The following is a 12310-nucleotide window of genomic DNA, read 5'->3' as shown; positions in this document are numbered from 1 at the left end:
CCGTGCGGGTGATGGGGGTGGACCCCGGGCTCACCCGGTGCGGGGTGGGGGTCGTCGAGGGCGCTCCCGGGAGGCGGCTGCACCTGGTGCGCGTGTCGGTCGTGCGGACCGCGCCCGACGAGGACCACGCCCGGCGCCTGCTGGGCATCGAGGCGGGCATCGAGGCGCTCATGGACGAGCTGCGGCCCGACGCCGTCGCCGTCGAGCGCGTGTTCTCCCAGCACAACGTCCGGACCGTCATGGGGACGGCGCAGGCCGCCGGCATCGCCATGCTGGCGGCGGCCCGGCGCGGCCTGCCCGTCGCGCTGCACACCCCGAGCGAGGCCAAGGCCGCCGTCACCGGGAACGGCCGCGCCGACAAGGCGCAGGTGACCGCCATGGTGACCCGGCTGCTGTCGCTGGAGACGGCGCCGAAGCCCGCGGACGCGGCCGACGCGCTCGCGCTGGCCATCTGCCACCTGTGGCGCGGGGGAGCGCAGCAGCGCCTCGCCCAGGCCCGGCGGTCGCGGATCGAGGAGGCGGCCAGGGCCGAACGGGAGCGGCTCGCCGCCCGAGGCAGAGGAGGAAGCGTCCAGTGATCGCGTTCGTCAGCGGCCGGGTGGCCGCCGCGGGCCCCGACGGGGCGGTGATCGACGTGCACGGCGTCGGCCTGGCGGTGCAGTGCACCCCCGCCACCCTGGCCGGCCTGCGGGTCGGCGACGAGGCGAAGGTGCCGACCTCGCTGGTCGTCCGGGAGGACTCCCTCACCCTGTTCGGGTTCGCCGACGACGACGAGCGCACCGTGTTCGAGCTCCTGCAGACCGCCAGCGGCGTCGGGCCGCGCCTCGCCCTGGCGATGCTGGCCGTGCACACGCCGAACGCGCTGCGCCGCGCCGTGGCCACCGACGACATGACCGCCCTCACCAAGGTGCCGGGCATCGGCAAGAAGGGCGCGCAGCGCATCGTCCTGGAACTGAAGGACCGCCTCGGCGGTCCCAGCGGCGACGACGCCGGCGACCTGCGCGCGCCCGCCCGCGCCGAGCCGTGGCGTGACCAGGTCCAGATGGGCCTGGTCAACCTCGGCTGGTCCGCCAAGGACGCCGACGCCGCCGTGGACGCCGTCGCCGCCGACCTGGACGGCGGCCCCACGCCGCCCGTCGCCGCCCTGCTCAAGTCGGCGCTTAAGAAGCTGAGCAAGTGATGAGCGGTAGCGAACCGGGGGGTGTGGGGGGTCGCCCCCCACAGGGAACAGGGATGAGCGGTAGCGAACCGGGGGGTGTGGGGGGTCGCCCCCCACAGGGAACAGGGATGAGCGAGGATGCGGAGCGGCTTGTCTCGGCTGATGCCGTGGGGGCCGAGGAGCAGGTGATCGAGGCCGCGCTGCGGCCGAAGAAGCTGGCCGACTTCGTCGGGCAGGAGCGGGTGCGCGAGCAGCTGTCGCTCGTGCTGCACAGCGCGCTGCGGCGGGGCCGGACGCCCGACCACGTGCTGCTGTCCGGCGGGCCGGGGCTCGGCAAGACCACCCTCGCCATGATCATCGCGGCGGAGCTGGGGCAGCCGCTGCGGATCTCCTCCGGTCCGGCGATCGAGCGCGCCGGCGACCTCGCGGCCGTGCTGTCCACGCTCGCCGAGGGCGAGGTCCTCTTCCTGGACGAGATCCACCGGCTGGCGCGGCCCGCCGAGGAGATGCTCTACATGGCCATGGAGGACTTCCGCGTCGACGTCGTGGTCGGCAAGGGGCCGGGCGCGACCGCGATCCCCCTGGACATCGCGCCGTTCACACTGGTGGGGGCCACCACCCGGGCGGGGATGCTGCCCGGCCCGCTGCGCGACCGGTTCGGCTTCGTCGCGCACATGGACTTCTACGAGCCCGCCGAGCTGGAGGTCATCGTCCACCGGTCGGCGCGGCTGCTGGACGTGGAGATCGACGGCGACGCCGCGGCCGAGGTCGCCGGCCGCTCCCGCGGCACGCCGCGCATCGCCAACCGGCTGCTGCGCCGCGTCCGCGACTACGCCGAGGTCCGCGCCGACGGGGTGATCACGTGGGAATCGGCGCGCGCGGCCCTCGCGTTGTACGAGGTGGACGAGCGGGGCCTGGACCGGCTCGACCGTGCCGTCCTGGAGTCGCTGATGCGCAAGTTCGGCGGCGGGCCGGTGGGCCTGTCGACGCTGGCCGTGTCGGTAGGGGAGGAGCCCGAGACCGTGGAGGTCGTCGCGGAGCCGTTCCTCGTCCGGCAGGGGCTGCTCGCCAGGACGCCGCGCGGGCGGATCGCGACGCCCGCCGCGTGGGCGCACCTGGGCCTCGCCCAGCCGCCCACGGCTCCGATGGCGGGTACGCTGTTCGACCTGGGAGAGGACACCGGTGCGCCGGAATAGTGATCATCCGGTAACGGGTTGGGAACTTCCCGGCGTCGCCGATCGTCACGTCGTTGCCGGTGTCTGGCGTACTCTCTAGACTCCGGGACTTGGTTCACCGTCTCCAGCCGGCGGTCCCGTGAACGTGACCGGTCCGGTCACAGGCTGGGCAATCGACATCGGAAGGACGCCCCGGTAATGGGCAGCGAAATGATTCTCGCGGAGAGCGCGGGCGGCAGCGGGGCATTCAACCTGCTCCTCCTCCTCGCCGTTCCCCTGGTCTTCTACTTTCTGCTGATCCGGCCGCAGAGCAAGCGCCGGAAAGAGCAGATGCAGATGCAGAACGCCATGGAGCCGGGGGCCCGCGTCCTGACGACCAGCGGCATCCGCGCCACCGTGGTGGAGGTCGACGACGACGGCCTCGTGCTGGAGATCGCCGACGGCGTGGAGGTCCGCTTCGTCAAGCAGGCCGTCATGCAGGTCCTCAAGGACGAGGAGCCCGAGGACCTCGACGACGAGCTCGACGAGGAGGACGACGACCGGGACGAGGACGGCGAGGGCGTCGACCTGGACAAGGACGGGTCCGAGGTCGACCTGTCCAAGGACGGCGCGGCCGACGAGGCGGCGGAGACCGAGGACGAGGACGGCGAGCCCGAGTCCAAGCCGAAGGGGAAGGCGAAGGTCAAGGCGGACAAGACCGCCTGACCCTCCCCACGGCGACGACAAAGACGGGAAGTACGACGACAAGTGGCTCCGCCCAACAACGCTCCCAAGCCGGGGCGCACGCTCCTCGCGCTGTTCGCGGTCATGGCGGTCCTGGCGGGACTCGCGGTCTGGCAGGGGCAGAAGACCCCGAAACTCGGTCTCGACCTCGCCGGCGGGACGACCGTGACCCTCACGGCCAAGACGTCGAACGGCAAGAACCCCCCGGCCGAGCAGATGGACCAGGCCGTCAAGATCATGACGCAGCGCGTCAACGGCCTGGGGGTGTCCGACGCCGAGGTCACCAAGCAGGGCAGCAACAACATCGTGGTGAACGTCCCCGGTGAGGGGCAGGGCCGCGTCGTCAACCTGATCGGCACGACGGCGAAGCTGCAGTTCCGCCAGGTGTTCGCGGTGGCCGACGGGCGCCCGTCCGCCGGGGGCGCGCCGTCGCCGTCCGCGAGCCCGTCCACGAAGGGCCAGGGCGGGAAGGACGAGGGCAAGAGCCCGTCGCCGTCCGCGTCGGCCTCCCCGTCCGGGTCGCCGTCGTCCACGCCGCGCGGCCGGGCCCTGTCGGGCGCCCTGACCGCCCCGACCCCCTCCCCGTCCGGCACGGGGACCCCGTCGCCCTCGCCGTCGGCGTCGTCGCCGCTCGGCCAGCCGTCCGGGCAGCCGGCGCCCCCCGCGCAGGACTACCCCGGCGTGACGGACAAGGCCGTCATCAAGCAGTTCGAGGCGCTCGACTGCTACGGCGGCGACCGGCGCGCCCCCGGCGCCAACGACCCGAACCGCAAGTTCGTCGCCGCCTGCGACCAGGACGAGGAGAGCGACCAGGTCGCCAAGTACATCCTCGGTCCGGTCCGGGTGCTGGGCGAGAACGTCGACGAGGCCGCCGCGATGCCGCCGGACGCCTCGCAGGGCCAGGCCAGCTGGTCGGTCTCGCTGAAGTTCGACGGCAAGGGCGCCCGCCAGTTCGGGGCGGTCACCACCGACGCGTCCGCGGCCTACCAGCAGGACCCGTCCTCCCCGCGGGCGCAGGTCGCGATCATCCTGGACGGCCAGGTCGTCTCGGCGCCCTCGATCCGGGAGGGCCCGATCACCGGCGGCACCGCCAGCATCGACGGCCCGCCCGACAGCTTCGACCAGCAGTACGCCACCGACCTCGCCAACGTGCTCAAGTACGGTGCGCTGCCGCTGGAGTTCACGCAGAGCTCCATCGACGAGGTGTCGTCCACGCTGGGCTCCGACCAGCTGACCGGCGGCCTGATCGCGGGCGCGATCGGCCTCGGCCTGGTGGTGCTGTACTGCATGTTCTACTACCGGGGCCTCGGCCTGGTCGCGGTGTCCAGCCTGGTCGTGGCGTCGGCCGTCACCTACCTGTCGGTGGTGATCCTCGGTGAGGGGATGGGCTTCCGGCTCTCGCTGCCGCACATCATCGGCCTGATCGTCTCCATCGGCATCACCGCGGACTCGTTCATCGTCTACTTCGAGCGGCTGCGGGACGAGCTGAGAGCCGGCCGCAAGCTGCGCTCGTCGGTCGAGAACGCCTGGAAACGGGCGCGGCGCACCATCCTCGTCGCCGACGCCGTCACCTTCCTCGCCGCGCTGGTGCTGTACTTCCTCGCGGTCGGCGGCGTGGCCGGGTTCGCGTTCGCGATGGGCCTCACCACGCTCATCGACGTCGTGGTGGTGTTCTTCTTCACCAAGCCGCTGGTCGCGCTGCTGTCGCGGACGAAGTTCTTCGGGCGGGGGCATCCGCTGTCCGGGCTCGACCCGACCCGCCTGCACAAGGCCGGGCAGGGCACGCCCGCCGCGACCGCCCGCAAGACGAGCCAGGAGGCCTGAGCATGGGATCGCGTGCGGTCATCTCCCGGATCTACCGGGGCGAGATCAGCGCCGACATCGTCGGCCGGCCGAAGGTCTGGTACTCGATCTCCGGGCTGCTGCTGGCGCTCTCGATCGCCGGCCTGCTCGTCCAGGGTCTCAACTTCGGCGTGGAGTTCAAGGGCGGCTCCGTCTTCACCTTCAAGGCGCCGAGCGCCTCGATCGAGCAGGTGCGCGGTGCCGTCGCCGAGGGCGGCGTCCACCAGATCATCGTGCAGAAGGCGGGCGGCGACTGGCGGGTGACGACCGAGAGCCTCTCCTCCACGGAGGTCACCAAGGTCAAGTCGACCGTCGCCGAGGAGCTGAACGTCTCGGCGGACAAGGTCAGCACCCAGGTCGTCGGCGCCTCGTGGGGCGGCCAGATCCAGAAGAAGGCGTGGCAGGCGCTGCTCGTCTTCATGATCTTGATCATCGGCTACCTGTCGGTGGCGTTCGAGTGGCGGATGGCCGTGGCCGCGGTCGTCGCGCTCGTCCACGACCTGGTGATCACGGCGGGCGTCTACGCCTGGTCCGGCTTCGAGGTCACCCCGGCCACGCTGCTCGGCTTCCTGACCATCCTCGGCTACTCGCTGTACGACGCGGTCGTCGTCTTCGACATGATCAAGGAGGTCACCAAACCGCTCACCGCGACCTCCAAGACGACCTACAGCGAGGCCGCCAACCAGGCGCTCAGCAGCACCCTGGTCCGGTCGCTGAACACCTCGCTGGTCGCGATCCTGCCGGTCGGCGCGATCCTGTTCATCGGCACCACGCTGTTCGGCGCGGGCACGCTCAAGGACCTGTCGCTCGCCCTGTTCGTCGGCATGATCGTCGGTACGTACTCCTCGATCTGCGTGGCGACCCCGCTGCTCGTCCAGTTCAAGGAGCGCGAGCCGAAGTTCAAGCAGATCCGGGAGAACATCGCCCGGCGGGAGCAGAGCGCGAAGCGGCAGGCCAAGACGCTGAAGGTGAAGACCGGCGCCCGCGGGGCCGGCGACGCGTCCGACGACGCGCCGGAGGACACACCGGACGGCGCGCCGTCCGGTGACGCCGACGCGGCCCCGGACGTCCGGAGCACCGTCACCGTGCGGAAGGTCGTGCAGACCGGGACGCGGCAGCAACCGAAACGCGGCACCCGGCAGCAGCGCCGCGGCGGCAAGTAGGCGGGAGACACTCGGACGTGGACCTCGGCAAGCTGATCCAGGAGCGGATCCGCGACATCCCCGACTACCCCAAGCCGGGAGTGGTCTTCAAGGACATCACGCCCCTGCTGGCCGACCATGTCGCGTTCGCCGGGGTGGTCGACGCGGTCGTCAACCACCACGGCCGCGGCACCATCGACAAGATCGTCGGGATCGAGGCGCGCGGGTTCATCCTCGCCGCCCCCGTCGCCTACCACTTCGGCGCCGGCTTCGTGCCGGTGCGCAAGAAGGGGAAACTGCCCGCGGCGACGGACGGTGAGACCTATGATCTCGAGTACGGGACCGAGACGATCGAGATGCACCTCGACGCGCTCGACCCCGGCGACCGTGTGCTGATCGTCGACGACGTCCTGGCCACCGGAGGGACGGCCAGGGCTGCCGCCGACCTCGTCCGCCGCGGCGGCGGTGACGTCGTCGGGCTGTCGGTCCTCCTCGAACTGTCGTTCCTGCACGGGCGCGACAAACTGGGGAATCTGGACGTCCATTCCCTGGTTACGGTCTAGTACGAAATAGGTGCCGGATACACTGGCGCCATCAGGGGTCCGGTGGGGACGGGCGCGACCCGCGGGGCGGGCAGCACACGGCGTCCAAGCGATCAGGGAGGCTGAGTGCCCGGTGAGGTGGTATCGACCGACGCGGTGAAGGCGGCCGCGGACGAACGGCGCGCGCCACCGCGCGATGACCGGCCGCCCGAAGCCGGCGAGCGGGCCGCCGCGGCGAGCCCGCCGAGCGCCCCGCCCGCGACCGAGTCCAAGACCCCCGCTCCTCCCGCCCAGGCCCCCCGGACCGACCCTCCCCCCGCCGAAGCCGCAGGAACTCCCGCGGACGCCGACGACGCGTCCGAGACCGCCGTCCCGTCCAGGCCCACGCCGGCCACGATTCCGCCGTCCGCCGCCCGGGTGCGCCGTAGGCTCGCCAGGTTGGGCGCCCAGCGCGGCCCCGCTATGAACCCGGTACTGGAACCACTGATCAAGACGGTCCGCAACACGCATCCGAAGGCGGACCTCCGGCTGATCGAGCGCGCCTACGACGTGGCCGCGCACTACCACCGCCACCAGAAGCGCAAGAGCGGCGACCCGTACATCACGCACCCCCTCGCGGTCGCCACCATCCTCGCCGAGCTCGGCATGAACACCGAGACGCTGTGCGCGGCGCTGCTGCACGACACCGTCGAGGACACCCCCTACACCCTCGACCAGCTGAGCGCCGACTTCGGCGACGAGATCGCCGCGCTCGTCGACGGCGTCACCAAGCTGGACAAGGTCAAGTACGGGGAGGCCGCCGAGGCCGAGACCGTCCGCAAGATGGTCGTGGCGATGTCCCGCGACATCCGCGTCCTGGTGATCAAGCTCGGCGACCGGCTGCACAACATGCGCACGCTGCGCTACATGCCGCGGCACAAGCAGGAGAAGAAGGCCCGCGAGACCCTGGAGGTGTTCGCGCCGCTCGCGCACCGCCTCGGGATGAACACGCTGAAGTGGGAGCTGGAGGACCTCGCGTTCGCCACGATGTACCCCAAGCGGTTCGACGAGATCGCGCGGCTGGTGTCCGAGCGCGCCCCGCGCCGCGACGTGTACCTGCAGGAGGTCATCGAGAACGTCTCGACCGACCTGCGCGAGGCGCGGATCAAGGCCACCGTCACCGGGCGCCCGAAGCACTACTACTCGATCTACCAGAAGATGATCGCGCGGGACGTCTCCTTCGACGACATCTACGACCTGGTCGGCATCCGGGTCCTCGTCGACAGCGTCCGCGACTGCTACGCCGCCCTCGGCTCGATCCACGCGCGGTGGAACCCGGTCCCCGGCCGGTTCAAGGACTACATCGCGATGCCGAAGTTCAACATGTACCAGTCGCTGCACACGACGGTGATCGGTCCCGAGGGCAAGCCCGTCGAGCTGCAGATCCGCACCTGGGGGATGCACCGCCGGGCCGAGTACGGCGTCGCCGCGCACTGGAAGTACAAGGAGGAGACGGTCGGCGGCCGCAAGGCCGGTGACATGCAGTGGCTCCGCCAGCTCCTCGACTGGCAGAAGGAGACCGCCGACCCGGCCGAGTTCCTGGAGTCGCTGCGCTTCGACCTGTCGGTCTCCGAGGTGTTCGTGTTCACCCCGAAGGGCGACGTGATCGCCCTGCCGCAGGGCGCGACCCCCGTCGACTTCGCGTACGCGATCCACACCGAGGTCGGGCACCGATGTATCGGCGCCCGCGTCAACGGGCGCCTCGTCCCCCTCGAATCGACCCTCGACAACGGCGACACCGTCGAGGTCTTCACCTCCAAGTCGCAGGACGCCGGCCCGAGCCGCGACTGGCTCGGCTTCGTCAAGAGCGCCCGCGCCCGCAACAAGATCAAGCACTGGTTCTCCAAGGAGCGCCGCGACACCGCGATCGAGTCCGGCAAGGACGCCATCGCCCGCGCGATGCGCAAGCAGAACATGCCGCTCCAGCGGATGATGTCGGGCGAGGCGCTGCTCGCCCTCGCCCGCGACATGCGCTACCCGGACGTGTCGTCGCTGTACGCGGCCGTCGGCGAGAGCCAGGTGTCGGCGCAGCATGTCGTCCAGCGGCTGGTGGACGCCCTCGGCGGCGTGGAGAGCGCCGAGGAGGACCTCGCCGAGATCGCGCTGCCGACCCGCCGCAAGCGCGGCCGGCCCGCCGGCGACCCGGGCGTCGTCGTCGCCGACGATCCCGACGTGTGGGTCCGGCTGTCGCGCTGCTGCACCCCGGTGCCGGGAGACGGCATCGTCGGGTTCGTGACCCGCGGCCACGGCGTGTCCGTGCACCGCACCGACTGCGCCAACGTCGCCAGCCTCAAGTCGCAGCCGGACCGGCTGATCGACGTCAAGTGGTCCCCGGGCGAGGACTCGGTCTTCCTCGTCGCCATCCAGGTCGAGGCGCTCGACCGGCCGCGGCTGCTGTCGGACGTGACGCGCGTCCTGTCGGACCAGCACGTGAACATCCTGTCGGCGTCGGTCACCACCACCCGCGACCGCGTCGCCGTCAGCCGCTTCACCTTCGAGATGGGCGACCCGAAGCATCTCGGCCACGTCCTGAAGGCGGTCCGGTCGATCGACGGCGTCTACGACGTCTACCGGGTGACCAGCGGCGCCACCCAGTAGAAAAGCGGCCGCCGGAGCCGGCGGCCGCTCTCCTCGCGCTCCGGTCAGGTGCCGGCGGGCTCGTCCTCGGGGACCACGTCGACGCCGGCCTCGGTGCGCTGCTGCGCGGTGATCGGGGTCGGCGCCGCGGTCAGCGGGTCGTAGCCGGAGGCCGCCTTCGGGAACGCGATCACGTCGCGGATCGACTCCTGCCCGGCGAGCAGCATGACGACGCGGTCCCAGCCGAACGCGATGCCGCCGTGCGGGGGCGGGCCGAACTTGAACGCCTCCAGCAGGAACCCGAACTTCGACTCGGCCTCCTCCTTCGACAGGCCGAGCACGTCGAACACGCGCTGCTGCATCTCCGCGCGGTGGATACGGATGGAGCCGCCGCCGATCTCGTTGCCGTTCAGGACGAGGTCGTAGGCGTCGGCGAGGGCGCCGCCCGGGTCGTCCTGGAAGGTGTCGGCGAACTCCGGCTTCGGCGCCGTGAACGGGTGGTGGACGGACGTCCAGCCGATCTGCTCGCCCTTGTCGTTCTCGACCGGCTCGAAGATCGGCGCGTCCACGACCCACACGAACTTCCACGCCGACTCGTCGATCAGGCCGCGGCGGCGGCCGATCTCCAGCCGGGCCGCGCCGAGCAGCTCCTGCGTGGCGTGCCGCTTGCCCGCGCCGAAGAACACCGCGTCGCCCGGGGCCGCGCCGGTCTTCGCGGCGAGGCCCTCCTTCTCGGCGTCCGACAGGTTCTTGGCCACCGGGCCGCCGAGCGTCCCGTCCTCCTGGACGAGCACGTAGGCGAGGCCGCGGGCGCCGCGGGCCTTCGCCCAGTCCTGCCAGCCGTCCAGCTCCCTGCGGGTCTGGGACGCGCCGCCGGGCATGACCACCGCGCCGACGTACGGGGCCTGGAACACGCGGAACGACGTGCCGGAGAAGTACTCGGTCATGTCGGTCAGCTCGGTGCCGAACCGCAGGTCGGGCTTGTCGGAGCCGTACCTGGCCATCGCCTCGGCGTAGGTGATGTGGGGGATCGGGCGGGGGATCTCATACCCGGCGAGCTCCTGCCACAGCCGCGCCACCAGGTCCTCGCCGACGTTCAGGACGTCGTCCTGGCCGGCGAACGACATCTCGATGTCGATCTGCGTGAACTCCGGCTGCCGGTCGGCGCGGAAGTCCTCGTCCCGGTAGCAGCGGGCGATCTGGTAGTAGCGCTCCAGCCCGCCGACCATCAGCAGCTGCTTGAACAGCTGCGGGGACTGCGGCAGGGCGTACCAGTGGCCGGGCTTCAGCCGGACGGGGACGAGGAAGTCGCGGGCGCCCTCCGGCGTGGACCGGGTGAGGGTGGGCGTCTCGACGTTGACGAAGCCGTGCTCGCGCATCACCTCGTGCGTCAGGAACGACGCCTCCGAGCGGACCTTGATCGCCCGCGCGACGCCCTCGCGGCGCAGGTCGAGGTACCGGTACTTGAGCCGGATCTCCTCGTTGACGTTGACGTCGCCCTCGATGGGGAACGGCAGCGGCGCCGCGTCCGACAGCACCTCGATCTCGGCGGCGGCGACCTCGATGTCGCCGGTGGGCAGCTCGGGGTTCTCGTTGCCCTCCGGCCGGACGCGGACCTCGCCGACGACCCTGACGCAGAACTCCGAGCGCAGGTCGTGCGCCGCGTCCTCCTCCCGGAAGACGACCTGCGCGGTGCCGGACGCGTCCCGCAGGTCGATGAACGTGACGCCGCCGTGGTCGCGGCGGCGGCCGACCCAGCCGGCCAGCGTGACCTGCTGCCCGGCGTGCTCCTTGCGGAGCGTGCCCGCCTCGTGGGTGCGGATCATTTGGAGAGCCTTTCCTTCAACGTCGTGATGAGGTCGGTGAGCGGGACGGCGGTCTGCTCGCCCTCGGCCAGGTCCTTGACCTGGGCGACGCCGTCCGCGATATCTCGCTCCCCGAGGATCACGGCGTAGCGGGCGCCCGAGCGGTCCGCGTCCTTCATGGCGCCCTTCAGCCTCTTGCCGCCGAACGCCATGTCGGCGGCGATCCCGGCGCGGCGCAGGCCGGCGACGAGCCCGAACATGCGCCGTTCCGCGGCGTCGCCGAGCGCGACGCCGAACGCCTCGCAGCGCGGCTTGGCGGCGAACGCGACGCCCCCGTTCTCCTGCGACTCGGCGTCCAGGGCCAGGATCGTGCGGTCCAGGCCGAGCCCGAACCCGATGCCGGGCAGCGGCGGGCCGCCGATGTCCTCCGACAGGCCGTCGTACCGGCCGCCGCCGCCGATGCCGGACTGGGCGCCGAGCAGCGGGTGGTCGAACTCGTAGGTCGTGCGGGTGTAGTAGTCCAGGCCGCGGACGAGGGTGGGCGTGTCCTCCCAGGCGATGCCGAGGTCGGCGAGCAGCTCGCGGACCCGGTCGTGGTGCGCCTTGCACGCCGGGCACAGGTGGTCGGCCATCAGGGGGGCGCCGACGAGCTGCTCGCGCACCTTGGGGCGCTTGTCGTCCAGCACCCGCAGCGGGTTGATCTCGACGCGGGCGCGGGTGTCGTCGTCCAGGTCCAGGCCGCGCAGGAACTCCTGCAGCAGGGCCCGGTAGGCGGGACGGCACTCCTTGCAGCCCAGCGAGTTCAGCAGCAGCCGCACCCGCGTCAGCCCGAGGGACCGGTACCAGTTCCACGCGATCGCGATCGTCTCGGCGTCGACCTGCGGGTCCTCGCTGCCGATCGCCTCCAGGTCGAGCTGGTAGAACTGGCGGTAGCGGCCCTGCTGCGGGCGCTCGGCGCGGAACGCCGCCCCGGTCGTCCACACCTTCACCGGGAGGGCGCCCTTGTGCAGGTTGTTCTCCAAGACGGACCGCAGCACCGAGGCGGTGAACTCGGGCCGCAGCGTCAGCGACCGGCCGCCCCGGTCCTCGAACGTGTACATCTCCTTGGAGACCACGTCGGTGGACTCGCCGACGCCGCGCCGGAACAGGTTGGTGTCCTCGAACACGGCCAGTTCCAGATAGCCGTATCCGGCCAGCCTCGCCTGCTCGGCGAACGCCTCCCGGATGGCGTAGAAGAGGTCCGCGCGCGGCGGGACGTATTCACTGACCCCCTTGGGGGCCCTGAAGTTCGAACTCATGGTCTTTT

The 12310-nt window shown here is 71.5% G+C and carries 10 protein-coding genes; 8 read left to right on the top strand and 2 right to left on the bottom strand.

The features are described from left to right. Positions 1–2 precede the first annotated feature (2 nt). The 8 genes from ruvC (at position 3) to BM339_RS41555 (ending at position 9220) form a co-directional block, all read left to right on the top strand. Positions 3–578: a crossover junction endodeoxyribonuclease RuvC gene (gene ruvC, locus BM339_RS41590; RefSeq protein WP_021593377.1), complete on the top strand. Its 576-nt coding sequence runs from the start codon at positions 3–5 to the stop codon at positions 576–578. Further along, the gene (gene ruvA / locus BM339_RS41585; RefSeq protein ID WP_075024416.1) at positions 575–1180 is read left to right on the top strand and encodes a Holliday junction branch migration protein RuvA; all 606 of its coding nucleotides are present in this window, start codon (positions 575–577) and stop codon (positions 1178–1180) included. The genes ruvC and ruvA overlap by 4 nt, the downstream gene beginning before the upstream one ends. A gap of 107 nt (positions 1181–1287) precedes the next feature. Then, complete coding sequence (gene ruvB / locus BM339_RS41580; RefSeq protein ID WP_024935470.1) at positions 1288–2355, top strand: Holliday junction branch migration DNA helicase RuvB; 1068 nt, start codon at positions 1288–1290, stop codon at positions 2353–2355. A 177-nt stretch (positions 2356–2532) separates the two neighbouring features. Beyond that, on the top strand, positions 2533–3039 hold the full coding sequence (yajC, locus tag BM339_RS41575; protein ID WP_021593380.1) for a preprotein translocase subunit YajC: 507 nt from the start codon (positions 2533–2535) through the stop codon (positions 3037–3039). A gap of 42 nt (positions 3040–3081) precedes the next feature. Beyond that, positions 3082–4881 carry a protein translocase subunit SecD gene (gene secD, locus BM339_RS41570; protein ID WP_244938620.1) on the top strand — a complete coding sequence of 600 codons (1800 nt, stop codon included), beginning with the start codon at positions 3082–3084 and terminating at the stop codon, positions 4879–4881. A 2-nt stretch (positions 4882–4883) separates the two neighbouring features. Further along, positions 4884–6062, top strand: coding sequence for a protein translocase subunit SecF (secF, locus tag BM339_RS41565; RefSeq protein WP_021593382.1), 1179 nt, complete (start codon positions 4884–4886; stop codon positions 6060–6062). Positions 6063–6079: 17 nt separating this feature from the next. Beyond that, positions 6080–6604: an adenine phosphoribosyltransferase gene (locus tag BM339_RS41560; protein ID WP_021593383.1), complete on the top strand. Its 525-nt coding sequence runs from the start codon at positions 6080–6082 to the stop codon at positions 6602–6604. A gap of 441 nt (positions 6605–7045) precedes the next feature. Beyond that, complete coding sequence (locus BM339_RS41555) at positions 7046–9220, top strand: RelA/SpoT family protein (protein ID WP_033332044.1); 2175 nt, start codon at positions 7046–7048, stop codon at positions 9218–9220. A 44-nt stretch (positions 9221–9264) separates the two neighbouring features. Here the strand turns inward: BM339_RS41555 and aspS are convergent, their stop codons facing one another. Together aspS and hisS are read right to left on the bottom strand one after the other, a co-directional pair. Then, on the bottom strand, positions 9265–11025 hold the full coding sequence (gene aspS, locus BM339_RS41550) for an aspartate--tRNA ligase (RefSeq protein ID WP_021593385.1): 1761 nt from the start codon (positions 11023–11025) through the stop codon (positions 9265–9267). Further along, positions 11022–12302 carry a histidine--tRNA ligase gene (hisS, locus tag BM339_RS41545; RefSeq protein WP_021593386.1) on the bottom strand — a complete coding sequence of 427 codons (1281 nt, stop codon included), beginning with the start codon at positions 12300–12302 and terminating at the stop codon, positions 11022–11024. The genes aspS and hisS overlap by 4 nt, the downstream gene beginning before the upstream one ends. Positions 12303–12310 lie beyond the last annotated feature (8 nt).

This window comes from Actinomadura madurae (assembly GCF_900115095.1).
Lineage (GTDB): Bacteria > Actinomycetota > Actinomycetes > Streptosporangiales > Streptosporangiaceae > Spirillospora > Spirillospora madurae.
This window is presented reverse-complemented; position numbering and strand designations above follow the sequence as displayed.

What these genes read in the sequence shown, in the direction of transcription:
- yajC (WP_021593380.1), top strand. Translation starts at nt 2,533, where the DNA reads ATGGGCAGCGAAATGATTCTCGCGGAGAGCGCGGGCGGCAGCGGGGCA.
- ruvB (WP_024935470.1), top strand. Translation starts at nt 1,288, where the DNA reads ATGAGCGAGGATGCGGAGCGGCTTGTCTCGGCTGATGCCGTGGGGGCC.
- aspS (WP_021593385.1), bottom strand. Translation starts at nt 11,025, where the DNA reads ATGATCCGCACCCACGAGGCGGGCACGCTCCGCAAGGAGCACGCCGGG.
- BM339_RS41555 (WP_033332044.1), top strand. Translation starts at nt 7,046, where the DNA reads ATGAACCCGGTACTGGAACCACTGATCAAGACGGTCCGCAACACGCAT.
- hisS (WP_021593386.1), bottom strand. Translation starts at nt 12,302, where the DNA reads ATGAGTTCGAACTTCAGGGCCCCCAAGGGGGTCAGTGAATACGTCCCG.
- secF (WP_021593382.1), top strand. Translation starts at nt 4,884, where the DNA reads ATGGGATCGCGTGCGGTCATCTCCCGGATCTACCGGGGCGAGATCAGC.